Below are 24,270 nucleotides of genomic sequence, written 5' to 3'. Positions count from 1 at the left end.
GTGCCCTGCAGCGAATCGCCGTAGAAGCGGATCAACTGGCTCAGCAGCTGGGTGGACAGCATCGGTTCGCCGTCCTGTTCCTGGTCGGCGATGATCTGCAGCAGCACCGAACGGGTCAGATCGTCGCCGCTCTTGGCGTCGCGGACTTCGAAGTCCTCGCCATCCAGGATCAGCTGGCGGACGTCTTCGATGGTGATGTAGCTCGAAATTTCAGTGTCGTAGAGACGGCGGTTGGGATACTTCTTGATAATGCGGGTCGCAGCCATGAAGCAATCACTCGTCACAGTAGGCGCGCAGCATGGCGCAGTGCAGCAGCCTATGCAACCGCCGGAAGGCCCATGCGGCGGGGTATCCGGGCCGATTCATGTTGCGCAGCATGGAATTTCGAGGGGTGCAGCATTGGCGCGTGCGCCGGGCGGTGCCCGGCGGCGCACTTACCAGCCCATATGGTGGCCGCCGTTGATGTCCAGGTTCGAACCGGTGATCCAGGCCGCTTCCTCGGCCACCAGGAAGGCCACCGCATAGGCGATTTCCTCGGGCTTGCCGAGGCGGCCGGTCGGAATGTCGGCGATGATCTTGGCGCGCACTTCGTCCGGTACCGCCATCACCATGTCGGTGGCCACATAGCCGGGCGAGATGGTGTTGACGGTGATGCCGAAGCCGGCATTCTCGCGCGCCAGCGAGATGGTGAACCCGTGCATGCCGGCCTTCGCGGCGGCGTAGTTCGCCTGGCCGTACTGGCCCTTCAGACCGTTGATCGAACTGATCTGGATGACCCGGCCCCAGCCCCGGCGACGCATGCCTTCGATCACCGGGCGGGTGACGTTGAACACCGAGTTGAGGTTGGTGTTGATGACGTCATGCCACTGCTCGGCGCGCATGCGGTGGAAGGTGGTGTCGCGGGTGATGCCGGCGTTGTTGATGAGGATCTCCACCGGGCCCAGCGCGGCCTCGACCGACTGGACCATCGCCTCGGCCGTGTCCGGGTTGGAGACGTCGCCACGGAAGAGCGCCACGTCGCAGCCGCGCGCCAGCATCATCTCCCGCCAGGCGTCGGCCTTGGCCTGGTCGCGGTAGTTGGTGGCGACCCGATGGCCCTGGTCGGCCAGGCGCTGGCAGATGGCGGTGCCGATGCCGCCGGTGCCACCGGTGACCAGTGCGACGCGAGATGTCATGAGCAGCTACTCCGAACGGCAGGGCCAGCAATAGGGGGGAAGGGGATTCTGCAACAACCGCAAAAAAAAGGGGGCGGTCACGGCGCGGCGGGGCGGAGCGGAATGTCGACCGGTGACAGGCGGCGCGGGTCGAACGCTGCGCGGGCGGCGCGCAGGGCGTCGCCGGCCTCATCGACCGTCGCCAGCGCTCCCGGGTCCTGGCCCAGCGCGGTCCAGGCCTGGCGCAGGGCCGGCAGCGGGTTGACGGCATCCACCGGCGCGGCGGCCGTGGATTTGGACAGCTTGCGGCCATCGGCATCGAGCAGCAGCGGCAGGTGCAGGTAGCGCGGGGTGGGCAGGCCGAGCGCCTGCTGCAGCAGGATCTGGCGCGGGGTGGAATCGAGCAGGTCGGCCCCGCGCACGATATCGGTGATGCCCTGCGCGCCGTCATCGACCACCACTGCCAGCTGGTAGGCCCAGTAGCCATCGGCGCGGCGCAGCACCACGTCGCCGACGTCGGCATGCACGTCCTGGCGGATCGGGCCGCGCAGGCCGTCGTTGAAGCTCACCACCGTGCCGGGTGCGACACGCAGGCGGATGGCCGGCTGGGCGCGCGGAGGACGTGGGACGCAGTGATGGTGGATGCCGCCCTGGTCGGCCAGATCGCGGCGGCTGCAATGGCAGGCGAAGGCCAGGCCGGCGTCCAGCAGCTGCGCGAGCGCGGCCTGGTAGGCAGCGTCCCGCTGACTCTGGTGCAGGACCGGGCCATCGCTGTGCAGTCCGAAGGCGGCCAGCGTGGCCAGTTGCCCGGCAACGGCTCCGGGCACGGTGCGCGGCGGGTCGACATCCTCCACCCGTACCAGCCATTGCCCGCCGGCGTGCCGCGCGAGCAGCCAGCTGCCCAGCGCGGCAAGCACGGAGCCGGGGTGCAGCGGGCCGGTGGGGGAGGGGGCGAAACGCCCGACGTAGGGAGTCATGGACATGAACTATGAATCGTCGGTCAGTTTCCGACTTGAATTCAACATGAAGGCACCGCAGATTTGCAGTCAAATCCCTCTTCAAAGCGTCCCTTTCCCATGTTCAGTCGCATTGCCCTCTTTCTTCTGACCAACCTCGCGGTGCTGATCCTGGCCGGTATCGTGATGTCGGTGCTGGGGGTCAACCCCAACCAGATGAGCGGCCTGCTGGTGATGGCGGCCATCTTCGGCTTCGGCGGTTCGTTCATTTCGCTGCTGCTGTCCAAGTGGATGGCCAAGCGCTCCACCGGCGCGGTGGTGATCACCGAGCCGCGCAACCCGACCGAGCGCTGGCTGCTGGCCACGGTGGAACGCCAAGCCCGTGCCGCCGGCATCGGCATGCCGGAAGTGGCGGTCTACGACGGCCCGGAGATCAACGCGTTCGCCACTGGCGCCAACCGCAACAAGGCCCTGGTGGCGGTGTCCACCGGCCTGCTGCACAACATGAGCGAAGACGAGGCCGAGGCCGTGCTGGGCCACGAAATCGCGCACGTGGCCAACGGCGACATGATCACGATGGCGCTGCTGCAGGGCGTGCTGAACACCTTCGTGATCGTGCTGGCCCGCGTGGTCGGTGGTGTCATCGACAGCGCGCTGTCGGGCAACCGCGAAGGCGGCGGCCGTGGCTTCGCCTACTACATCATCGTGTTCGTGCTGGAGATGGTGTTCGGCCTGTTCGCCACGATGATCTCGATGTGGTTCTCGCGCCACCGCGAATTCCGCGCCGACGCCGGCGGTGCCAACCTGGCCGGCCGTCAGAAGATGATCGCCGCGCTGGAACGCCTCAAGCTCAACCACGGCCAGAGCACCCTGCCGACCCAGATCGCGGCCTTTGGCATCGCCGGCTCCACGGCCCGCAAGCTGTTCATGAGCCACCCGCCGCTGGACGAGCGCATCGCTGCCCTGAAGGCCGCCAACAGCACCGTCGCCTGATCCCGGACGGCACTGCCCCCCGAAACGCCCGGCCCTGGCCGGGCGTTTCGTTTGCGTCGCAGCGGGAGACGACCGACGGGTCCCTACGGGGCCCACCCGTGTTCCGCCACCGACCCACTGACCACGCCGTCCTGCCCAGCCGAGGATCGAGGATGCTGGGCGGGTCGCGTCTTTCAGGTACGCCCAAACAAAAACGGCGCCCAGAGGGCGCCGTTTCCGGGCGGGTGCCGGTGCAGTCGATCAGAACTTCGCGTCGAACTCGGCAGCGTAGCCCGTGTTCACCAGCACCTTCTGCAGGATCTCGGTGTTCTTCACGTTGCCGGCCACGATCTGCTGGGTCTCCGGACCACGGCTGTCCATGCGGGCCGGGGTGGCACCCTTGAAGTCGCAGACCCGGCCGCCGGCCTCGCGGACCAGCAGAACGCCGGCGGCGATGTCCCAGGCCTTCACACCGGCTTCGAAGTACGCATCGGCACGGCCACAGGCCACGTAGGCCAGGTCCAGCGCCGCCGAACCGGTGCGGCGGATGTCCTCGGCGTGCACCAGCAGCGCATCCACCGCTTTCAGCTGGGCGCTGCTGCGCGCGCGCTCGCGCGGGGCGAAACCGGTGTGGATCATCGCGCCGGCCAGGTCCTTGCGGTCGGCCACGCGGATGCGGCGGTCGTTGAAGACCGCGCCGGCGCCGCGGCTGGCAGTGAACAGTTCATTGCGGAGCGGGTCGAAGATCACCGCGTCGATCGGCTCGCCGTTCTCGACCAGGGCGATGGACACACAGTAGTGCGGGAAGCCGCGCAGGTAGTTGCTGGTGCCGTCCAGCGGGTCGATGACCCACATGTAACGGTTGACGCCCTGCACGCCACCTTCCTCGCCCATGATCCCGTACTCGGGATAGGCGCGCTTGAGTTCCTTGACGATGACCTTTTCCGCGTCCGCATCGACTTCACTGGCATAGTCCATGCGCCCCTTCTGCACGACGTTCAACGCCTCGAGCTTGTTGATGTTGCGCAACAGGACGTTGCCGGCGAGGCGGGCGGCCTTGACCATGACGGTGACGGCGGGTTTCTGCATGGCGAAAAGCTCCCGTAAAGGCAGAGATGGGGTTTGGCGGGGGAAAAGAGCGGTCCCGGCGCAGAGGCCGGTCGCACAGTTTACCATTTGTGGCTGTCCTGCTCGCGTCTGGCCTGTTCATGTCCATTGAAACCGCTCCGTCCCGCATCCGATTCGTCCTCGTCGGCACCCAGCACCCCGGCAACATGGGGGCCGCCGCGCGCGCCATGAAGACTATGGGCCTGGGCCGCCTGGTGCTGGTGGCCCCTGAAAAGCCCCTCAACGAAGAGGCCTTTCGGCGCTCGGCCGGCGCCGAGGACGTCCTCGGCGACGCCCCGGTGGTCGCCACCCTGGCCGACGCCGTGGCCGATTGCCGGCTGGTGCTCGGCTGCACCGCACGTGCGCGCCGGGTCCAGTTGGAGGAGCTGCTGCCGGGCGTTGCCGCGCAGCGCGCCTTGGCCAAGGCCGCCGAGCCGGCCGAAGTGGCCTTTGTATTCGGCCGCGAGCGTACCGGCCTGACCAACGAAGAGCTGCAGCTCTGCCACCTGGCCGTGCATATTCCCTCCAACCCCGACTTCAGTTCCCTGAACCTGGCGGCCGCCGTGCAGGTGCTGGCCTATGAGCTGAGGATGGCCAGCCTGGGGGGCGTCAGCGCCGCCGCGCCGGCCGAGTCGGGCTTCCGCGAGGAGCCGGCCAGCCATGCCCAGGTCGAGGGCCTGTTCGGCCAGCTCGGCGACACCCTGGACGACATCGACTTCCACAAGGGCCGCGCGCCCGAATCGGCGATGCGCAAACTGCGCCGGCTGTTCCTGCGCACCGAACTGAGCGAACAGGAAGTGCGCCTGCTGCGCGGCATCCTGTCCGATGCGCAGCGGATGGCACGCCTGGCCGCAGGCAAGCCTCAATGATCTGACGCAGTTCTCACTTTTTCGGGTACGCTGTTTCGATATCTCGGGGGAGCAATGACGCGTGTCAGTACTGCGATGGCTGCTGCAGGGGGGACTGCTGTGTCTGGCCATCGCTCTGGCGGTCGGTCCGGCATCGGCGGGGCCGTCCAACGTACTGGTGCTGGGACGGATAAGCGATGATCCCAAGTCACACTATGCGCAGCTGCAGCCCCTGCTGGACTACGTCGTGCCGCGCATGCGGGATGTGGGCATCACCGAAGGCCGCATTCTGATGGCCAGCGACTCGCAGCGCATGGGCAGCTACCTGCGCCGCGGCCGCGTGGACTGGGTGACAGAGACCTCCGGCACCGCCGTCGCGCTGGGCATGCGCAGCGGCGCACAGCCGTTGCTGCTGACCGAGCGCAGCGGGGTGCGCGAGTACCACACCGTGTTCTTCGTGCGCCGGGACAGCCCGGTCCGCACCCTGGAAGACCTGACCGGGCGCACCGTGGCCCTGCAGAACGTGGCGTCCACCAGTGCGTACCTGGTCCCGGTGATGACCCTGCTCGAACACGGCATGACCCCGGAGATACTGCACTCGGCAAACGACACGGCCGCGCCCGATACGGTGGGTTACGTGTTCGCGCGGTCCGAGCTGAACATCGCCACCCTGGTGCACAAGGGGCTGGTTGATGCCGGGGCGGTCAGCAGCGTGGACTGGGGGGACGACAAGCGCGTTCCACCGGTCTTCCGGCGCGATTTCCGGGTCATCCACCGTACCGAGCCGTATCCGCGCGGCGTGGAAATGGTGCGCGCCGGTCTGGACCCGCAGGTGCGTGACCGCCTGCAGCAGGTGCTGCTGGATGCAGCATCGGATCCACACGCGCAGGATGCGCTGGAAAAGTTCTTTGGTACGTCCGGGTTCCATCGGGTGGATGCGCAGATGCAGCACCGGCTGGATGAATTGAAACAGGGTTGGGCACGCGTGCGGATGGAAGTGGAATGAGGCCGTTGGGTTCCGGAATGCAGGCACGTTTCGTGCTGGCGATGAGCGGTGCCATGCTGGTGGTGGTGGCGATCGTGGCGGTCGTGCTGGGGCGCCAGGCCACCATGCAGGATGAGGTCAAGCACCTCAGCGGCAGCGTGATCCACGGTCTGTTCGACCGCAGCGTACGCAGTCGTGGCGAGGCTCTGGCGCGCGAGCTCTCCGATGCGCTGGCCAATCCGCTTTACTACAACGACCTGGAGCAGGTCGGCGCGCTGGTGCGCAACACCTCGCGGCAGCAGGTGGTGCGTTATGTGCTGGTGTTCGACGCCGATGGCCGCCTGATCCATGACGGATCGGTGGAGGTGCTGGGCTTCGGCCGTGCCATGACCGACCCGCTGGCCGAAGGGGCCAAGGGCGCCCGCCAGCTGGTGGTGCAGGAGTCGCCCAAGGTGCTGGACAACGCGATGCCGATCATGATCGGCAACCAGCGCATCGGCGGTGTCCGCGTGGGCATGGCGCTGGACGACGTGCAGGCGATGGAGCAACGCGCCAACCAGACCCTCGGCGACCGCCTGCAGCAGGTGGGCAAGCGGCACCTCGGCTGGCTGCTGCTGATGCTGGGTCTGCTGGTGGGGATCGGCGTGGTGGTGATCATCTACGTGCAGCGCACCCTGGTCACCCCGATCCGCGGGCTGGCCGCCGCCGCGCGCCAGATCGAAGCGGGCGACTACCAGGTGCAGCTGCGCGAAAGCTCGCGCAGGGACGAGGTCGGCGAGCTGGTGCGTGCGTTCGGGCGGATGAGCGAGGCCATCGCCCGCCACGACCGCGAGGTCCGGCACATGGCCTATACCGATGCCTTGACCGGCCTGACCAACCGCCTGGCGTTCCGCGAAGCGCTGGATCACCGCCTGATGGCCGCGCGCGCCTCCGGTCATCGGCTCGGACTGCTGTTTGCCGACATCGACGACTTCAAGCGCGTCAATGACACCCTCGGCCATGAGGCCGGCGACGAGGCCCTGCTGCAGTTCGCCCAGCGCATCAGCGCGGCGGTGACGCAGGCCGGTGGCGACGAGGCCCTGCTGGCGCGCTTTGGTGGCGATGAGTTCGTGATCCTGATCGGCGATGGCGACGTCGCGGCCACCGCGCGCCACCTGGCCGAGATCCTGGTGCGCGAGCTGGGCAAGCCGCTGGTGGTGCAGGGCAGGGAGCTGTTCCTGGGTACCTCCATCGGTGTGACCCTGTTCCCCGACGATGCCGCCGACGCGACCACGCTGCTGAAGAATGGCGACATCGCGATGTACCAGGCCAAGATGGCCGGCAAGAACTGCTATCGCTATTACAGCCGTGCCATGGACCACGCGGTCGAGCGGCGCGTGCACATGGAGCAGGAGCTGCGTGGCGCCTGGGAACGCGGCGAGCTGCGGCTGGTGTACCAGCCGATCTTCCGCACCCGCGACCGCCGCATGGTGGGCGTCGAAGTCCTGCTGCGCTGGCAGCACCCGACGCTGGGCACGATCCCGCCGTCGGTGTTCATTGAAGTGGCCGAGCAGAGCGGCCTGATCGAAGTGATCGGTCCCAAGGTGCTGCGCGCGGCCTGCATGGAGGCGGTGCAGTGGCCACACGGTGCCGACAGTGACGGCCTGTTCGTGTCGGTCAACGTGTCGCCGCGCCAGCTGCGCGGTGGCGAGCTGCCCACCCTGGTCGCCGACTGCCTGCGCGATACCGGCCTGCCCGCCTCGCGCCTGCATCTGGAACTGACCGAAACGGCGGTGATCGGCGACGAGATGCTGGCCGCCGCACTGCTGGACAAGCTCCACCGCACCGGCGTGAAGGTGTGGCTGGACGACTTCGGCACCGGCTTCTCCGGGCTCAGCCACCTGCGCCAGGTGCCGGTGGACGGGGTCAAGATCGACAAGAGTTTCGTTGCCGACATGCAGCGCGATCCGGACGACCTGGCGCTGACCACGGCGATCATCGCGATGGCCCATGCGCTGGGCATCACCGTGGTGGCCGAAGGCATCGAGCAGGAAGTGCAGTTCGACCTGCTGTGCCAGCGCGGTTGCGACCTGGGCCAGGGCTACTGGCTGAGCCACCCGGTCAGCGCGACCGAGGTGGTGCAGATGATCGAGGCGGGCCGGTAACGTGGACGTCGTGATGACCAGTAGTCATCACCTGTCCGCCGATGCCCCTTATTCCCGCCCACGCCCCTAGACGGGGCGTTTGCTGGAATCGCCGGCGATCTCGCGGACCAGTTTGGGGACCAGGTAGCCGGACAGGCGTGCGGTGAGCTGGGCGTGCAGTGCCTTGGCGGTGTCGTCCGGTACCTCGAAGTGGGCCACGCCTTCGACCCGGTCCACCTGGTACAGGTAGTACGGCAGCACGCCGGCGGCGAAGCTGCGTTCGCTCAGGTCCTGCAGCGCCTGCAGGGAGTCGTTGACCCCGCGCAGCAGCACCGCCTGGTTGAGCAGGGTGGCGCCGGCGCCGCGCAGGCGGGCCATCGCCGTGTCCACGGCGGCGTCGAACTCGTTGGCATGGTTGGCATGGATCACAAATGCCACCGGCCAGGGCAGGGCGGCGATCCACTGCACCAGGGCGTCGTCCACCCGTTCGGGCAGCACCACCGGCAGCCGGCTGTGGATGCGCAGACGGCGCAGGTGCGGAATCCGCGCCAGGGCCTGGGTCAGCTCTTCCAGCTTGTGGGTGGCCAGTGACAGCGGGTCGCCGCCGGACAGGATCACCTCGTCGATGTCCGGGTCCTGCGCGATGGCGTCCACCGCCTCGCGCCAGCCCTCTCTGGCGGCATTCTCGGTGCCGTAGTCGAAGTGGCGGCGGAAGCAGTAGCGGCAGTTGATCGCACAGCTGCCGGTGGTCACCAGCAGGGCGCGGCCACGGTACTTCTGGATCACCCCGGTGGCCTTTCTGGCCAGCCCGTCGCCCACCGCATCCAGGCTGAAGCCCGGCACCACCTGCATTTCATCGGTGACCGGCAGCACCTGCCGCAGCAGCGGGTCGTGGCGGTCGCCCGGGCGCATCCGGGCGATGAAGCCCTGCGGCACGCGCAGCGCGAACTGGCTGGCCGCCTCGGCCGAAAGGGGCAGCCCGGCCGGGTCGAGGTCAAGCTGCGCCAGCAGCTGCCGCGGGTCGCGGACCGCCTCGCGCCAGAGCTGTTGCCAGCGCACGGGGGTGGGCAGGGGCGTGGCGGAAAGCTGCATGGAATGGGGGCCTGCGGTTATCATGTCGGTCAGAAAAACGAGTCACCCCACCGGTGCCGGTGGGTTTTCCATTCTATCCGGCTCGCCGCGCCTGCGCGGCGTTTGCCCATTGAGGAGTTTCAGCATGGCCACTGTTGGCATGAACGATGTCAAGAACGGGATGAAGATCCTGGTCAACAATGAACCGGCGGTCATCACCGAGACCGAGTACGTCAAGCCGGGCAAGGGCCAGGCCTTCACCCGCATGAAGTACCGCTTCATCAAGTCGGGCCGCGTGGTCGAAATGACCATGAAGGCCACCGATGACGTGGAAAAGGCCGACGTCGTCGACACCAACATGAACTACATGTACACCGACGGCGAGTACTGGCACTTCATGGACCCGGAGTCGTTCGAGCAGGTCCAGGCCACCAAGGCCGGCATGGGCGGCGCGGACAAGTGGCTCAAGGGTGAGGAATCCTGCATCGTCACCCTGTGGAATGGCGAGCCGATCTTCGTCCAGCCGCCGAACTTCGTCGAACTGAAGATCACTGAAACCGATCCGGGCGTCCGTGGCGACACCTCGGGCGGTGGCGGCAAGCCGGCCACCCTGGAAACCGGCGCCGTGGTCCGCGTGCCGCTGTTCGTCAACCAGGATGAAATCATCAAGGTCGACACCCGCTCGGGTGAATACTCCGCACGCGCCGGCAAGTAATCCGACCCACGGTCGGATGACGGCAGAGCCGACCGCTGGTCGGCTGTTGCCCACGACCAACGATCGGATACGGGTAGAGCCGACCGTTGGTCGGCTGCTGGTGGCGGGGTCTGAACGCGCGTCGCGAACGGCAGCCGACCAACGGCCGGCTCTACAGACGGCATGTCCCCGGCGTGTCGCCGGCACACCGCCGCCCCTCCGCTGCATCCCCCCTGCCTCAGCGAGCCCGCATGACCGACACCGCACGCATTCCCGAAGCCTGTGACCTGCTGATCGAAGCCGGTTACGTGGTCCCGATCGAGCCGCATGCGGTGGTGCTGGAAGACCATGCCGTGGCCATCCGTGGCAGCGAGATCATCGCGATCCTGCCGCGTGCCGAGGCGCGTGCGCGCTTCGCGCCGATGCAGACCGTGTCACGCCCGGACGCGGCGCTGATGCCGGGCCTGGTCAACGCGCACACCCACAACCCGATGACCCTGCTGCGCGGCGTCGCCGACGACCTGCCGCTGATGGTGTGGCTGCAGCAGCACATCTGGCCGGTGGAAGCGGCGGTGATCGGGCCGGAGTTCGTGGCCGACGGCACCACGCTGGCGATCGCCGAGATGCTGCGTGGCGGCACCACCTGCGCCAACGAAAACTACTTCTTCTCCGACGTCCAGGCGGCCGTCTACAAGCAGCATGGCTTCCGCGCCCTGGTTGGCGCGGTGATCATCGATTTCCCTACTGCCTGGGCAAAGACCGACGACGAGTACTTCGCCAAGGCCGGCGAGCTGCACGACCAGTGGCGCAACGATCCGCTGATCGGCACCTCGTTCGCGCCGCACGCGCCGTACACCGTCAACGACGCCAATTTCGAGCGCGTGCGCATGCTGTCCGACCAGCTGGACATGCAGGTCCACCTGCACACGCATGAAACCGCGCAGGAAATCAGCGATTCGATCAAGCTGCACGGCCAGCGCCCGCTGGCGCGCCTGGACCGCCTGGGCCTGGTCAACGACCGCCTGATCGCGGTGCACATGACCCAGCTCACCGAGGCCGAGATCCACCTGTGCGCCGAGCGTGGCGTCAGCGTGGTGCATTGCCCCGAATCCAACCTCAAGCTGGCCTCCGGGTTCTGTCCGGCCTGCGCCCTGCAGCGCGCCGGCGTGAACCTGGCGATCGGCACCGACGGTTGCGCCAGCAACAACGATCTGGACATGTTCAGCGAGAACCGCACCGCAGCGATCCTCGCCAAGGCCGTGGCCAACGATGCCACCGCGCTGGACGCGGCCACCACGCTGCGCGCGGCCACCCTGGGCGGTGCACGCGCGCTGGGCTTTGGCGACCGCATCGGGTCGATCGAGGTGGGCAAGCAGGCCGACCTGGTCTGCGTGGACCTGTCCGCGCTGGAAACCCAGCCGCTCCACCATGTGCTCTCGCAGCTTGTCTACGCCGCCGGCCGCCACCAGGTCAGTGATGTCTGGATTGCCGGCCAGCCCAAGCTGGTCCAGCGCGAACTGGTTGGCATGGACACGGCGGCGATCGTCGCCAACGCGCGCCAGTGGCGCGAGCGCATCCGCCACATCCGTGCTTGATGCACCAAGGATCCCCATGAACGCCCCCCACGCTTCCACCAATTTCGATCAGGCCGAACTGGACAAGTTCGCCGCACTCGCCAACCGCTGGTGGGATGCGGACGGCCCGCAGAAGCCGCTGCACGCCCTGAACCCGGTGCGCCTGCAGTACGTGGCCAGCCGCGTCCCGCTGCGTGGCGCACGGGTGCTGGACATCGGCTGCGGCGGTGGCCTGCTCAGCGAAGCACTGGCCAAGGAAGGCGCCGAGGTCACCGCGATCGACCTGGCCCCGGAACTGGTCAAGGTCGCGCGGCTGCACAGCCTGGAGTCTGGCGTCACGGTGGACTACCGCCTGCAGGCCGCCGAGGACCTGGCCGCCGAACAGCCGGGCAGCTTCGATGTGGTCACCTGCATGGAAATGCTGGAGCACGTCCCCGACCCGGGCGCGATCATCGCCGCCTGCCACCGCCTGCTCAAGCCCGGCGGCCAGCTGTTCCTGTCCACCGTCAACCGCACCCCGGCCGCGTTTGCGGTGGCCATCGTCGGTGCCGAGTACGTAGCGCGGCTGCTGCCCAAGGGCACGCACCATTACCAGGACTTCATCAAGCCGGCCGAACTCGGCAAGTGGCTGCGCGAGGCCGACTTCACCCTGCGCGATGTCAGCGGCATGGCCTATGAGCCGTGGCGCAACCGCGCGCGTCTGAGCAGCCGCACCGACATCAACTACCTGGCCTATGCCGTGAAGCCGGACGATGCTGCCGGTGTCTGAGTCCGCAGGTCACGCGGGCATGTTCCCGCAGGCGGTGCTGTTCGATCTGGACGGCACACTGCTGGACAGCGCCCCGGACATGCTGGCCACCGCCAATGCGATGCTCGGCGCGCGCGGCCGTGCTCCGATCAGCCTGGACGTCCTCCGCCCGGTGGTGTCCAAGGGCTCCCGGGCGATGGTATCGGTCGCGTTCCCGGAGCTGGGGCAGGCCGAGCGTGAAGCGCTCGTGCCCGAATTCCTGGAGCGCTATGAAGGCCTGATCGGCCGCCATGCCGTGCTGTTCGACGGCGTGGCCGGCATGCTCGACGCGCTGGAGGCGGCCGGCTGCCGCTGGGGCATCGTCACCAACAAGCCGGAATACCTGGCGCGGCTGATCGTGCCGCAGCTGGGGTGGGAACAGCGCTGTGCCGTGCTGATCGGCGGCGACACGCTGGCCCAGCGCAAACCGCATCCGTTGCCGCTGCTGGCGGCGGCCGAACGTATGGCGATGGCCCCGGCCGCCTGCATCTACGTCGGCGACGACGAGCGCGATATCCTTGCTGCCAACGCCGCCGGCATGGCCTCGGTGGCCGCGCTGTGGGGCTACCGCCTGGACGCCGACGACCCGCACGCGTGGGGCGCCGAACGCATGGCCGAACACCCCGCGCAGCTGCAGCGCCCCGACGCCTGGCCGCCCGCGCGCGGGTAGACCGGACGACTGGCCGATGACCCGCTCCGGCAGGTGCCAACCGTGGGTCGGCACATTCCCCCAGGCAAGTGCGGACCGTGGGTCCGCACAGCATTTGAAGGACTTCCCGTGACAACTTCCAGCGCCCTGGACAGCTTCCTGGACAAGTGGCGAACCCGCTGGCCGGAATGGTCGGTAGCCGAACCTTTCGTGCCGGAGGCACAGCGCCTCCGCGTGGTGGCGTGGTTCGCGCTGCTGCAGGAGTTCGACGACATCCTCAATATCGGCGGCGACCCGACCCCGGCCGACGCCAAGCTGGCGTGGTGGGGCGAAGAGCTGCGCAGCTGGGCCGCCCAGCGCTCCAGGCATCCGCTGGGCCGTGTACTGGAACCGTTGCGCGCGCCGTGGGCGGAACTGGCCCAGACCCTGCCGGACCTCATCGACGCGCGTGCCGTGCCGGTGGACCCGGCGCAGGCGCTCGCCGCGCTGCGCGCCTACGCCGCTGCGGTGGCCGCAGTGGAGGCGGTGATCTTCGAGGCGGCTGTCCGCGGTGACACCACCACGCCGGTGGTGCTGCAGACCCTGGCGCAGCGACTGCACGAGGCCGGCGTCGCCGCCGTGCCACGCGCATTGCTGGCGCAGGGCGAGCAGGACGTGACGCAGCGCTGGGGGCAGCAACTGCTGCGCGACTGGCCCGCGCGCGTGGCCGGGCCGCGCCCGCGCCGCCTGTATGCCTCGCTGGCACGCACGCGCCAGCAGGCCTGGGTGCAGGGGCGCGAACTCAAGGCAACGCCGCTGCGTACGCTGCTGCGCACCTGGTGGGCAGCCCGCGGCTGATCGCTGGGGCAGGGTGGGTACCGACCGTGGGTCGGTACGCCTTCGTCAGCGCCGCTCCAGCACCAGCAGCGGATCGATGCGGGTATCGAACCAGTTCATGCCCCAGTGCAGGTGCGGCCCGGTCGCACGACCGGTGGCGCCGGCTGCGGCGATCACCTGGCCCTGTTCGACCCGGTCGCCGACCTTCACGTCGATGCGCGACAGGTGCAGAAAGTTCGAGCTCACCCCATAGCCGTGATCAAGCAGCAGGGTGCCACCGGTGAGGTACAGGTCCGGCCCGGCGAACGTGACCACGCCAGCGGCCGGTGCTTTCACCGGCGTGCCGGTCGGCACCGCGATATCCATGCCCGAATGCCCGGCGCCGGGTTGCCCGTTGTAGACGCGTGCGTTGCCGAAGCGACCGCTGATGCGTCCCTGCACCGGCCAGATGAACGCCTGCGCGAAATCGGTCCGGTCGTCGTCGCGGGCGCGGGCAGCAGTGACCTGGGCCTGCTCGCGTTTGATCCGCTCGGCAATCGCCGGCGGCGGGTTGACCGTCTTGGGAGGGACGCCGTTGACCCGCTCCACCGGCCAGTCGCGCGGCGTCACCGCGATGCTGGCCGTCTCGGTGGCGCCGTCCGGGCGTCGCACCTGCACCTGCAGCGGGCCCTTCTCGTCGCGGCCGATGCCAAACACGACACTGCCGTAGCCGCTTACCCGCAGCGTGCGGCCGCCGTACTGCACCGAGCTGCCGGCGGGCACCTTTCCGATCACCATCGCACCCTGCGAGGCGCTGGCCGGGAACACCACGCGGGTGTCGGCCTGCGCCTGGGCGCCCACGGGCAACAGCAGGGCGCCCAGCGTCGCCCCGCCCGCCAGGAGCAGGCTCCAGCCCAGCAGACGCGCCCGCATCAGCGGTCGAAGCTCATGCGCTGGCCGTTCGGCGACCCGACCAGCCGCTCGCCGTCCCACGCAAGCTGGCCGTTGACCCAGGTCGAGGCGATGCGCGAGCGGAAGGTCATGCCCTCGAACGGCGACCAGCCGCACTTGGACAGCACGTCCTCGCGCTTCACCGTGAACGGCACGTCTTCGACCAGCACCAGATCGGCGAAATAGCCCTCGCGCAGATAGCCGCGCTGGCTCACGTCGAACAGCTGCGCCGGGGCGTGCGCGAACTTCTGCACCACCTGGGTGATCTCCAGCTTGCCTTCGTGCACCAGCTCCAGCGCGGCCACCAGCGCGTACTGCACCAGCGGCAGGCCGGACGGCGCCTGCGCATACGGCTTCTGCTTCTCTTCCCAGGTGTGCGGGGCATGGTCGGTAGCCAGTACGTCAATGACGTCCTCGGCCACCGCGCGGGTCAGGGCCTCGCGGTCGCTGGCGTCCTTGATTGCCGGGTTGCACTTGATCAGATTGCCCAGCCGCGCGTAATCGCTGCGGTCGAAGCGCAGGAAGTGGATGCAGGTTTCGGCCGTGATCTGCTTGCGGCTGCCGTCGGCGCGGATCAGTGGACCCTTCTCGAACAGCTTCAGCTCATCGGCGGTGGAGATGTGCAGCACGTGCAGGCGGGTGCCGTGCTTCTTCGCCAGCGCCACCGCCAGCTCCGACGACTTCAGGCAGGCCTCGCGCGAGCGGATATCCGGGTGCTGTTCCGCGCTCAGCGCGTCGCCGTATTTCTCGGCGTATTCCTTCGCCTTGGCGTCGATCATCGGGGTGTCTTCGCAGTGCGTGATGATCGGCGTGGGGGCGTACTTGAAGATCGCGTCCAGCGTCTCCGGGTTGTCCACCAGCATGTTCCCGGTGGAGGCGCCCATGAACACCTTGATGCCCGGCGATTGCTTCGGGTCCACCACCTTGATGTCGGCCAGGTTGTCGTTGCTGGCGCCCATGTAGAAGCCGTAGTTGGCGCGTGCGCGGCCGGCGGCAGCGTCGTATTTGGCCTGCAGGACCGCTGCATTGAGCGTCGGCGGATTGGTGTTGGGCATGTCCATGAAGCTGGTCAGGCCACCGGCCACGGCCGCCGCCGATTCCGTGGCGATATCACCCTTGTGGGTCAGGCCCGGTTCGCGGAAGTGCACCTGGTCATCGATCATGCCCGGCAGCAGCCAGCGCCCGGCGGCGTCGACCACGGTCTCGCCCGGGCGCGCCTCCAGGCCGGTGCCGATCTGCGCGATGCGGCCGTTTTCGATGCGCAGGTCGCCGTCGGTGATGCGACCTTCGTTGACCAGGCGGGCGTTGACGATGAGCGTGGAGGACATTTCAGTGTTTTCCTGTGCAGCGGCAAGCGGCGTGCGGGGCGCGCGGCGGCACCTCGTCCACGCCACCGGGATGGAAGGGATGGCAGCGACCGAGCCGGCGGGCGGCGAGCCAGCTGCCGCGCGCGGGGCCATGCAGGGAGATGGCTTGCATGGCGTATTCAGAACAACTGGGCACGAAGCGGCAGCGCGGCCCCAGCAGCGGGCTGATGAAGCGCTTGTAGAAGCGCAGCAGGGCAATGAGCAGGCGCGAGATCACCCCGCCATCTTAGAGCAGTTGGCATGAAGGCCGCATTTGTCGCAGGATGGGGCGTTGGACCCGCTCACGCCCACGCGCGTGGCGGGCCGCCCCGGTGGCATCACCGGGTCAGGTGCCGAACTGCGCGAGCCGGTCCGCCCAGCGGGCAGGCCGGCTTCACCCCTTGCGACTCCGGGGCTGAACGGAGTAGGCGGTGTGGTTGCTGCTGCTGGTCGGGTAGGCTATAAAGGCCCGCTTTCCCGGGCCCCGGGGAATCCAAGGAAGAGCGTTTCGTGGCTGCTAAAAAAACTGCAAAGAAGGCCGTCAAGGCCGCCAAGAAAACCGCCAAGCCTGTTGTAACGAAGTTGGCGGCCAAGTCCGTTGCCAAGAAGCCGGCCGCCAAGCCGGCCGGCAAGCCTGCATCCAAACAACCGGCGGCCAGGACGGCACCCGCAACGAAATCCACCGGCAAGACCCCGGCCAAGGCGGCCAAGGCGGCCAAGAAGACCGCCACCAAGGCGCCCGTGGTCAAGAAGGCAGCCGCGAAGAAGGTCGCGCCCGCCAAGGCGGCGCCCAAGAAGGCCACGGCCGGGAAGACGGCTGTGGCCAAGCCGGTCGCCAAGGCGCCGGTGAAGAAGGCCGCCGCCAGCAAGACCGTGGCAAAGAAGACGGTGAAGCCGGTGGCTGTCAAGCCGGCCGCCAAGCCTGCACCGGTGAAGAAGGTCGCGGCCAAACAGCCGCCGGCCAAGCCGGTGAAGGCAAGCAAGACCGCCAGCAAGCCCGTGGCAACCAAGCCGGCCGCCAAGCCGGCCGCAGCACCTGTAGTCAAGTCCGCACCGAAGCCGGCATCGCCGGCGCCGGCCAAGTCTGTCCCGGCCAAGTCCGCGGTCACGCCTGCCACCCCTCCGGCGCCTGCGCCGGCGCCGGTAGCAGCGTCCCCCGCCTCGAAAGCCCCGCAAAACAAGAATCCCGTGCCCGTTTCGAAATCGCCTGCAAAAACCCCCGCCAAGTCCGAGTCCGCCCCCAAGCCCGTGTCCCGTCCGGTCGGCAAGGTCGCCGTTGCCGTGGCAGCGCGTTCGGCCGCCCCGGCCCCGCGCACCAAGGTGAAGGTGGTGGAATACAAGACTGACGAAGCCACCGGTCGTCCGATCCTGCCCGACGGTTACAAGCCGAGCGCGGAAGAGGAATACATGAATCCGCTGCAGCTGGAGTATTTCCGCCAGCGCCTGCAGCACTGGCGCAATGATCTGGTCGAGGAATCCAAGCAGACCATCGCGAATCTGCAGGAAGAAGTGCGTGATATCGGCGATGAGGCCGAGCGCGCCACCCGCGAGACCGAGAACTCGCTGGAACTGCGTACCCGTGATCGTTACCGCAAGCTGATCGGCAAGATCAACAGCACCCTGAAGCGCCTGGAAGACGGTGACTACGGCTACTGCGTGGACACCGGCGAAGAGATCGGCCTGGATCGTCTGGAAGCGCGTCTGACCGCAGAGCGCACCATCGACGCCCAGGAGCGTTGGGAGCACCTGCAGAAGCAGCAGGGCGACTGATCGCCGATCGGTCGCGACGCAATCAAAAACCCGGCCTCGGCCGGGTTTTTTTTGATCCGCGGAACTTCGGCGCTCTGCTGCACAGGCAGCCGACCAACGGTCGGTACCTGCCACCGCCGGCGGCCGACCGTCCTGGCAGGCCGCTCCCGGTCAGTGCAGGTCGCGCAGGTTCAGGCGGCGCAGGGTGGGGTTCTTCCAGGCAGTAATGCCGGCCACGCTCAGCACCGCGAAACCACCCAGCACCACCGCCGGCACCAGACCGAGCAGCTTGGCCATCGTGCCCGCATAGAACGCGCCCAGCTCGTTGGACGAACTGATGAAGATGCCGTTGATCGACGATACCCGTCCACGCATTTCTTCCGGCGTGGCCAACTGCAGGATGGTCGAACGGATCACCACCGACACGCCGTCGAAGGCACCGTAGAACAGCAGGATCACCGCCGACAGCCAGAAGCTGTGCGACAGCCCGAACCCGATCACGCACAGCCCGAACCCGGCCACCGCGAACAGCAGCACGCGGCCGGCGTTGCGCTGCAGCGGCCGGCGGGCCAGCCACAGCCCCACGCACACCGAGCCCAGTGCCGGCGCCGCGCGCAGGATGCCCAGGCCCTCCGGACCGTGGTGCAGGATCTCGTGCAGGAACGCCGGCAGCATCGCCACCACGCCCCCGAGCAGCACCGAGAACATGTCCAGCGCCATCGCCCCGACCATGATCCGGTTGCCCAGCACGAAGCGGCCGCCCTCGGCGATGCTCTTGAAGATCGGTGCGGCCGGACCGCTGTGCACCGGCTCGGACACGCGCAGCACGGCCAGACAGCCCACCGCGACCGCCGCCACGCCTACCGCCACGCCGTAGGCCACGCCCTTGCCGCCCCAGGCGACCAGCAGCCCGCCCAGCGCCGGCCCGGCCACCATGCCGGCCTGGAACACCACCGCCCCCAGACCCGCGCCGCGCGCGTACTGCTGGCGCTCGAGCACCCGCGCGAACAGCGCGTTGTAGATCGGCGACAGGAACGCGCGCACCATCCCCGTCATCGCGATCGCCGCATAGATCGGCCACACCCCGTGGAACGGCAGCCAGCCCTGCGCCACCGCGGTCAGCACCACCGCCGTCAGCACCAGCCCGCTGGCCGCCACCATGCCCAGCCGGCGGCGCGGCAGGTGATCGACCAGATAGCCGGCGAACGGTGCCACGCAGAAGAATGGCAGCACCTCGGCCAGTCCGACCAATCCCAGCGAGAACGGATTGCGGGTTACTTCATAGATGTGCCACCCGACCGTGACCGCCACGATCTGGTAGGACAGCATCGCGCAGATGCGATAGGCCAGCAGCAGCGAGAAGCCGGGGCGGGACAACAGGCTGAGCGCGCTGTCGCCTGTGTCGGACGGGGCGTCGGCACTCACGACTGCGCGGACTGCGACTGTGCGGTATCGCGGATGAAGGCCAGCATGGCCGCCACGCCGTTGCTGCGCGTCGGCGACAGATGGCGCGACAGGCCGATGTCCTGGATGTAGGTCGGCTCGGTGGCCAGGATTTCCTCGGCCGACCGGCCCGAGTACACCCGCAGCGCCAGGTAGATCAGCCCGGACACGATCGCCGAATCGCTGATGGCGTGGAAGCGCAGCGACTGCGCATTGCCTTCCGGCACGATCCACACCATCGACTGGCAGCCGAGCAGACGGTGCTGCTCGGTCTTCCACTCCTCAGGGAAGGCCGGCAGCTTGCGCCCCAGGTCGATCAGGTACTGGTAGCGTTCGGACCAGTCGCCAAAAAAGGCGAACTCATCGGCGATGGCCGCCTGCGCGTCGGCGGCGGTGGGTTCGAGCGGGAACGGGGAAACGGTGGTCATGGGGGACTCCGGGCCGGTATGCGCCTTCCGTGGTCGGGCCGTGATGGTTCGGGGGAAGCACCCGGCCATCCGTGGCCGGGACTGTGTCAGGGCGCCCGACGCCGGGGCCGGGCAGGTCAGTGGCTGGGCGGGCCCTCAGCGCTTGCGCACCCAGCGCACGCCCTGCGCGGTGTCTTCCAGGGCGATACCTTCGGCCGCCAGCGCATCGCGGATCGCATCGGCGCGGGCGAAATCGCGCGCCTGCTTGGCGGCCGTGCGCTCATCGATCAGCGCCTGGATGCGCGCGCCCTCGTCGCTGTCGGTGGCCTGGCTGCCGAACCACGCGGACGGGGCCTGCTGCAGCAGCCCCAGCGCCTTGCCGGCGCCGAGCAACTGGCTCTTCAGGTCGACCAGTTCGGCCAGCGTGGCGCCCTCGCGCGGATGGTCCGGGCCGCCGGCCGAGGCCGAGGCGTGGCGCAGCTTCCTGGCCAGTTCCGACAGCAACGCCAAGGCGCGCGGCGTGTTGAGATCCTCGTCGAGCACCGCTTCGATCGCCTCGGGAATGCGTGCCGTGGCCGCTACCGCCTCGACCTCGCGAAGTGCGCCGTACAGGCCATCCAGCGTGCGTGCGGACTGCTCGATCAACGCATCGGACCAGTCCAGCGGCTGCCGGTAGTGGGCCGACAGCAGCGCATACCGCAGCGCCTCGGGCGCATGCGCGCGGACCAGATCGTGCACGCGTTCGATGTTGCCGATCGACTTGCTCATCTTGGCGCCGCCGAAGTTGAGCATGCCGTTGTGCAGCCAGAAGCGGGCGAAGGTCTGCCCGCCGTGCGCGCACTCGCTCTGCGCGATCTCGTTCTCGTGGTGCGGGAACTGCAGGTCGACGCCGCCGGCGTGGATGTCGATGGTCGGGCCCAGGTGCGCGGCGGCCATCGCCGAGCACTCGATGTGCCAGCCCGGACGGCCGCGGCCCCAGGGGGATGCCCAGCCGGGCAGGTCCTCGGAGGACGGCTTCCACAGGACGAAGTCGCCCGGGTCGCGCTTGTACGGGGCCACGTCCACGCGCGCGCCGGCGAGCATCTCGTCGGGATCGCGCCGTGAGAGTTTGCCGTAATCGGCATAGGTGCCCACGGCGAACAGCACATGGCCTTCGGCGGCGTAGGCATGCCCGGCCTCGATCAGCTGTTCGATCATTTCAATGATCTGCGGGATGTGCGCAGTGGCTTCCGGCTCGATGTCCGGCGGAACCACGCCAAGTGCGGCCATGTCCTCACGGTACGCGGCGGCGAAACGATCGGTGATTGCCGAAATCGGCACATTCTGGTCCCGCGCGGCCGTGTTGATCTTGTCGTCCACGTCGGTGATGTTCCGCGCGTAGCGCAGGGCGCCGAAACGGCGTCGCAGCAGATCGGCCAGCACCCCGAACACCACCGGGCCACGGGCGTTGCCGATGTGGACATAGTTGTAGACCGTGGGACCGCAGACATACAGGGTCGGACAGGCCGGATCGAGCGGTTGGAACGTTTCGAGCTGGCGTGTCAGGGTGTTGTGCAGTCGCAGGGTCATGGTGGCCGTGGTGGGGGATGGGTGGGGGGCAAGCGGTCGATTTTAGATCACAACGGCGCCCAGCGCCGGGCCGTCCGGCGGCCCCGCAGGGCCGGCATGGCGTCCCTGGCCGGGGGGGCGGGCGCGGCCTGCCTATGGGCAGAAACGTTACGGAAGGGTAATGTTCAGCCCCTTGTGCCTGGCACTGCCTAAACTATCCCCCTTGTCCTCTTACCTGTTGCCAATGAAATCCGCTTCGTTGTTGACGCTGGCCTGTCTGCTCGCAAGTGCCGCCTTCGGGGTGCGCGCCCAGGACGGTGAGGCCCGCAACCGGGTGGTGATCGTCGAGAACGTGAAGTTCGACTACGCGCAGGTGCTCAACGTCGAGCCCGTGTTCCAGACGCTGCGGGCCACCCGCACGGAAGAACACTGCGAGCCGGTGTCCACCCGGACCCTGGCCCCGGTCAACGTGACCGGCGAAGAACCGCAGGAAGAAAAGGGCCGCTTTGGCCGCTTCATGGACTCGGTGCGCTCGATCTTCCGCCGTGAAGACGGCAGCGAGGAGGAAATGCCCGTGGTCGAGGCGCCGCCGGCCAACAACGGCCCGCTGCTGACCCGCGACTGCCGGATCATCCCGGTCGGCCGGGAATTCCGCCGGCCCATCGCCTATGACGTGGATTACGTCTACAAGGGCACCAAGTACCGCTCCCGCCTCCCCGACGATCCCGGCAACCGCCTGAAGATCCGCGTGTCCATCACCCCGTGGGTGGCGGCCGAGCAGGGCGGGCCGGCCAATCCGTGACCGGCCCGGAAGCCGCCTCGTTCGCTACGCTGATCTGCATGTTCCATTCAGGCCTTGCACCCGCCCCGGGCGCGTGCAAAGATGAGCGGCCATGAAACTCACCGACTTCCAGCACGACACCAGCGCCGCCCGTATGGCTACGGGCATGACGTCGCGTGCCCGCCGACCGGAACCCCACATTTTCGCTGGGTAACCGGAGCTTCGTGCTGTCTGTTCGGAAAACCCAGCCCCCGTGCTGGGTTTTTTCGTTTCTGCGATCTGAAAAGTTTCATCTGTACGTTTTTCCGACCCCCTGAATCCCGCCGCAAAGGATCGATCGATGTCCCTGAAGCACTTCCTGAACACCCAGGACTGGAGCCGCACCGACCTGGATGCCCTGCTGACCCAGGCCGCGTTGTTCAAGCGCAACAAGCTGGGCGACGAGCTCAAGGGCAAGTCGATTGCCCTGGTGTTCTTCAATCCGTCCATGCGCACCCGCACCAGCTTCGAGCTGGGTGCCTTCCAGCTGGGGGGCCACGCGATCGTGCTGCAGCCGGGCAAGGATGCATGGCCGATCGAGTTCAACCTCGGCTCGGTGATGGATGGCGACACGGAAGAGCACATCGCCGAAGTGGCCAAGGTGCTGGGCCGCTACGTCGACCTGATCGGCGTGCGCGCATTCCCGAAGTTCGTCGACTGGAGCAAGGACCGTGAGGACGAAGTGCTCCGGAGCTTCGCGAAATACTCGCCGGTGCCGGTGATCAACATGGAGACCATCACCCACCCGTGCCAGGAGCTGGCCCACGTGATGGCGCTGCAGGAACATTTCGGCACCCAGGACCTGCGCGGCAAGAAGTTCGTGCTGACCTGGACCTACCACCCCAAGCCGCTCAACACCGCGGTGGCCAACTCGGCGCTGACCATCGCCACCCGCATGGGCATGGACGTGACCCTGCTGTGCCCGACCCCGGATTACATCCTGGACGAGCGCTACATGGGCTGGGCCGAGCAGAACGTGGCCGAGAGCGGCGGTTCCCTGCAGGTCAGCCATGACATCGCCAGCGCCTACACCGGTGCCGACGTGGTCTACGCCAAGAGCTGGGGCGCGCTGCCGTTCTTCGGCAACTGGGAGCCGGAAAAGCCGATCCGCGACCAGTACAAGCACTTCATCGTCGACGAAGCCAAGATGGCCCTGACCAACAACGGCGTGTTCAGTCACTGCCTGCCGCTGCGCCGCAACGTCAAGGCCACCGACGCGGTGATGGACTCGGCGCAGTGCATCGCCATCAACGAGGCCGAGAACCGCCTGCACGTACAGAAGGCGATCATGTCGGCCCTGATCGGCCGCTGAGATTCTGTTGATTCCCCCTTTGCCCACCGCCGGGCCGTGTCCGGCGCTACGAGATCAGACCCCCATGAGCAAGAAAGACATCGTCCTGGCCTTCTCCGGCGGACTCGACACCAGCTTCTGCGTGCCTTACCTGCAGGAGCGCGGCTACAACGTGCACACCGTGTTCGCCGACACCGGCGGCGTGGATGACGAAGAGCGTGATTTCATCGAGAAGCGCGCCGCCGAGCTGGGCGTCACCAGCCACGTCACCGTCGATGGCGGTCCGGCAATCTGGAGCGGCTTCGTCAAGCCGTTCGTGTGGGCCGGCGAAGGCTACCAGGGCCAGTACCCGCTGCTGGTGTCCGACCGCTACCTGATCGTGGATGCCGCGCTCAAGCGCGCCGCCGAGCTGGGCACCAACATCATCGCCCACGGCTGCACCGGCATGGGCAACGACCAGGTCCGCTTCGACCTGGCCGTGAAGGCGCTGGGCGACTACCAGATCGTCGCGCCGATCCGCGAAATCCAGAAGGAACACACCCAGACCCGCGCCTACGAGCAGAAGTACCTGGAAGAGCGCGGTTTCGGCGTGCGCGCCAAGCAGCAGGCCTACACCATCAACGAAAACCTGCTCGGCCTGACCATGTCCGGTGGCGAGATCGACCGCTGGGAAGCCCCGGGCGAAGGCGCCCGCGGCTGGTGCGCACCGCGCAGCGAGTGGCCGGCCGAGGCGCTGACCGTGACGCTGAAGTTCGTCGAAGGCGAGGCTGTCGCCCTGGACGGCGAGGCGATGGCGGGCGAGCAGATCCTGGCCAAGCTCAACAAGCTGTTCGCCCCGTACGGCGTGGGCCGTGGCGTGTACACCGGCGACACCGTGATCGGCCTGAAGGGCCGCATCGTGTTCGAAGCGCCGGGCCTGGTCTCGCTGCTGGCCGCGCACCGCGCGCTGGAAGATGCCGTGCTGACCAAGCAGCAGAACCGCTTCAAGCCGGACGTGGCG

At 68.0% G+C, this 24,270-nt stretch carries 23 protein-coding genes and 1 pseudogene; 13 read left to right on the top strand and 11 right to left on the bottom strand.

Annotated features, from left to right (window positions below; all coding sequences use genetic code 11):
- The 3 genes and pseudogenes from phaR to gluQRS form a co-directional block, all read right to left on the bottom strand.
- The coding region (gene phaR / locus ACPEH1_RS18850; RefSeq protein ID WP_423716184.1) for a polyhydroxyalkanoate synthesis repressor PhaR at positions 1-266 on the bottom strand (266 nt) is incomplete at its 3' end.
- A 168-nt stretch (positions 267-434) separates the two neighbouring features.
- Complete coding sequence (gene phbB / locus ACPEH1_RS18845; RefSeq protein WP_017354975.1) at positions 435-1,175, bottom strand: acetoacetyl-CoA reductase; 741 nt, start codon at positions 1,173-1,175, stop codon at positions 435-437.
- A gap of 6 nt (positions 1,176-1,181) precedes the next feature.
- A pseudogene (gluQRS, locus tag ACPEH1_RS18840) lies at positions 1,182-2,137 on the bottom strand (tRNA glutamyl-Q(34) synthetase GluQRS).
- 93 nt (positions 2,138-2,230) lie between these two features.
- On the opposite strand from gluQRS, the gene htpX reads away from it, so the two are divergent.
- Positions 2,231-3,103, top strand: a complete 873-nt coding sequence (gene htpX / locus ACPEH1_RS18835) for a protease HtpX (protein ID WP_017354973.1) — start codon at positions 2,231-2,233, stop codon at positions 3,101-3,103.
- Positions 3,104-3,343: 240 nt separating this feature from the next.
- On the opposite strand, the gene ACPEH1_RS18830 is transcribed toward htpX, so the two are convergent.
- A complete protein-coding gene (locus ACPEH1_RS18830; protein WP_017354972.1) occupies positions 3,344-4,171 on the bottom strand; it encodes an inositol monophosphatase family protein in 828 nt (275 codons plus the stop codon).
- 119 nt (positions 4,172-4,290) lie between these two features.
- Between ACPEH1_RS18830 and ACPEH1_RS18825 the strand changes: the two genes are divergently transcribed.
- The 3 genes from ACPEH1_RS18825 (at position 4,291) to ACPEH1_RS18815 (ending at position 8,166) form a co-directional block, all read left to right on the top strand.
- Complete coding sequence (locus tag ACPEH1_RS18825; protein WP_423716183.1) at positions 4,291-5,058, top strand: RNA methyltransferase; 768 nt, start codon at positions 4,291-4,293, stop codon at positions 5,056-5,058.
- 61 nt (positions 5,059-5,119) lie between these two features.
- Positions 5,120-6,043 carry a phosphate/phosphite/phosphonate ABC transporter substrate-binding protein gene (locus ACPEH1_RS18820; RefSeq protein WP_017354970.1) on the top strand — a complete coding sequence of 308 codons (924 nt, stop codon included), beginning with the start codon at positions 5,120-5,122 and terminating at the stop codon, positions 6,041-6,043.
- Positions 6,040-8,166 (top strand): putative bifunctional diguanylate cyclase/phosphodiesterase, encoded by a 2,127-nt coding sequence (locus ACPEH1_RS18815; RefSeq protein WP_136003249.1) that lies wholly within the window; start codon positions 6,040-6,042, stop codon positions 8,164-8,166. Before ACPEH1_RS18820 ends, ACPEH1_RS18815 begins: the two co-directional genes overlap by 4 nt.
- 66 nt (positions 8,167-8,232) lie before the next feature.
- Here the strand turns inward: ACPEH1_RS18815 and epmB are convergent, their stop codons facing one another.
- On the bottom strand, positions 8,233-9,237 hold the full coding sequence (epmB, locus tag ACPEH1_RS18810) for an EF-P beta-lysylation protein EpmB (RefSeq protein ID WP_136003250.1): 1,005 nt from the start codon (positions 9,235-9,237) through the stop codon (positions 8,233-8,235).
- A gap of 124 nt (positions 9,238-9,361) precedes the next feature.
- Between epmB and efp the strand changes: the two genes are divergently transcribed.
- The 5 genes from efp (at position 9,362) to ACPEH1_RS18785 (ending at position 13,757) form a co-directional block, all read left to right on the top strand.
- Positions 9,362-9,931 carry an elongation factor P gene (gene efp, locus ACPEH1_RS18805; RefSeq protein WP_017354967.1) on the top strand — a complete coding sequence of 190 codons (570 nt, stop codon included), beginning with the start codon at positions 9,362-9,364 and terminating at the stop codon, positions 9,929-9,931.
- Positions 9,932-10,161: 230 nt separating this feature from the next.
- Positions 10,162-11,505, top strand: coding sequence for a TRZ/ATZ family hydrolase (locus tag ACPEH1_RS18800; RefSeq protein WP_017354966.1), 1,344 nt, complete (start codon positions 10,162-10,164; stop codon positions 11,503-11,505).
- Between the two features lie 16 nt (positions 11,506-11,521).
- A complete protein-coding gene (gene ubiG, locus ACPEH1_RS18795) occupies positions 11,522-12,253 on the top strand; it encodes a bifunctional 2-polyprenyl-6-hydroxyphenol methylase/3-demethylubiquinol 3-O-methyltransferase UbiG (protein WP_017354965.1) in 732 nt (243 codons plus the stop codon).
- A gap of 19 nt (positions 12,254-12,272) precedes the next feature.
- Positions 12,273-12,941, top strand: a complete 669-nt coding sequence (locus tag ACPEH1_RS18790) for a phosphoglycolate phosphatase (RefSeq protein ID WP_423716185.1) — start codon at positions 12,273-12,275, stop codon at positions 12,939-12,941.
- Positions 12,942-13,049: 108 nt separating this feature from the next.
- The gene (locus ACPEH1_RS18785; protein WP_136003251.1) at positions 13,050-13,757 is read left to right on the top strand and encodes a squalene/phytoene synthase family protein; all 708 of its coding nucleotides are present in this window, start codon (positions 13,050-13,052) and stop codon (positions 13,755-13,757) included.
- 45 nt (positions 13,758-13,802) lie between these two features.
- Here the strand turns inward: ACPEH1_RS18785 and ACPEH1_RS18780 are convergent, their stop codons facing one another.
- Genes ACPEH1_RS18780 through yidD form a run of 3 tightly spaced genes read right to left on the bottom strand, consistent with a single transcriptional unit; the run spans position 13,803 to position 16,250 of the window.
- Complete coding sequence (locus ACPEH1_RS18780) at positions 13,803-14,648, bottom strand: M23 family metallopeptidase (protein WP_423716182.1); 846 nt, start codon at positions 14,646-14,648, stop codon at positions 13,803-13,805.
- Positions 14,648-15,994 carry a dihydroorotase gene (locus ACPEH1_RS18775; protein ID WP_136003253.1) on the bottom strand — a complete coding sequence of 449 codons (1,347 nt, stop codon included), beginning with the start codon at positions 15,992-15,994 and terminating at the stop codon, positions 14,648-14,650. The genes ACPEH1_RS18780 and ACPEH1_RS18775 overlap by 1 nt, the downstream gene beginning before the upstream one ends.
- Position 15,995: 1 nt before the next feature.
- Positions 15,996-16,250, bottom strand: a complete 255-nt coding sequence (yidD, locus tag ACPEH1_RS18770) for a membrane protein insertion efficiency factor YidD (RefSeq protein WP_423716181.1) — start codon at positions 16,248-16,250, stop codon at positions 15,996-15,998.
- A gap of 272 nt (positions 16,251-16,522) precedes the next feature.
- Between yidD and dksA the strand changes: the two genes are divergently transcribed.
- Positions 16,523-17,782: an RNA polymerase-binding protein DksA gene (gene dksA, locus ACPEH1_RS18765; RefSeq protein ID WP_312711274.1), complete on the top strand. Its 1,260-nt coding sequence runs from the start codon at positions 16,523-16,525 to the stop codon at positions 17,780-17,782.
- Positions 17,783-17,932: 150 nt separating this feature from the next.
- On the opposite strand, the gene ACPEH1_RS18760 is transcribed toward dksA, so the two are convergent.
- From ACPEH1_RS18760 to cysS, 3 genes are all read right to left on the bottom strand, one after another.
- The gene (locus ACPEH1_RS18760; protein WP_136003256.1) at positions 17,933-19,186 is read right to left on the bottom strand and encodes an MFS transporter; all 1,254 of its coding nucleotides are present in this window, start codon (positions 19,184-19,186) and stop codon (positions 17,933-17,935) included.
- Positions 19,183-19,632 carry a SufE family protein gene (locus ACPEH1_RS18755; protein ID WP_017356630.1) on the bottom strand — a complete coding sequence of 150 codons (450 nt, stop codon included), beginning with the start codon at positions 19,630-19,632 and terminating at the stop codon, positions 19,183-19,185. The genes ACPEH1_RS18760 and ACPEH1_RS18755 overlap by 4 nt, the downstream gene beginning before the upstream one ends.
- Positions 19,633-19,767: 135 nt before the next feature.
- Positions 19,768-21,180, bottom strand: coding sequence for a cysteine--tRNA ligase (gene cysS, locus ACPEH1_RS18750; RefSeq protein WP_017356629.1), 1,413 nt, complete (start codon positions 21,178-21,180; stop codon positions 19,768-19,770).
- Between the two features lie 223 nt (positions 21,181-21,403).
- Here cysS and ACPEH1_RS18745 point away from each other — a divergent pair, with 223 nt between their 5' ends.
- The 3 genes from ACPEH1_RS18745 to ACPEH1_RS18735 form a co-directional block, all read left to right on the top strand.
- The gene (locus ACPEH1_RS18745) at positions 21,404-21,961 is read left to right on the top strand and encodes a hypothetical protein (protein WP_017356628.1); all 558 of its coding nucleotides are present in this window, start codon (positions 21,404-21,406) and stop codon (positions 21,959-21,961) included.
- A gap of 319 nt (positions 21,962-22,280) precedes the next feature.
- A complete protein-coding gene (locus ACPEH1_RS18740) occupies positions 22,281-23,291 on the top strand; it encodes an N-acetylornithine carbamoyltransferase (protein WP_017356627.1) in 1,011 nt (336 codons plus the stop codon).
- A 64-nt stretch (positions 23,292-23,355) separates the two neighbouring features.
- On the top strand, positions 23,356-24,270 hold a 915-nt coding region (locus ACPEH1_RS18735; protein WP_423716180.1), incomplete at its 3' end, for an argininosuccinate synthase.

The organism is Stenotrophomonas sp. NPDC077421, assembly GCF_049545505.1.
Classification (GTDB): Bacteria; Pseudomonadota; Gammaproteobacteria; order Xanthomonadales; family Xanthomonadaceae; genus Stenotrophomonas; species Stenotrophomonas nematodicola.
Note: the sequence above shows the minus strand (reverse complement) of the source record. Positions and strands in the feature narration are given on the sequence as shown.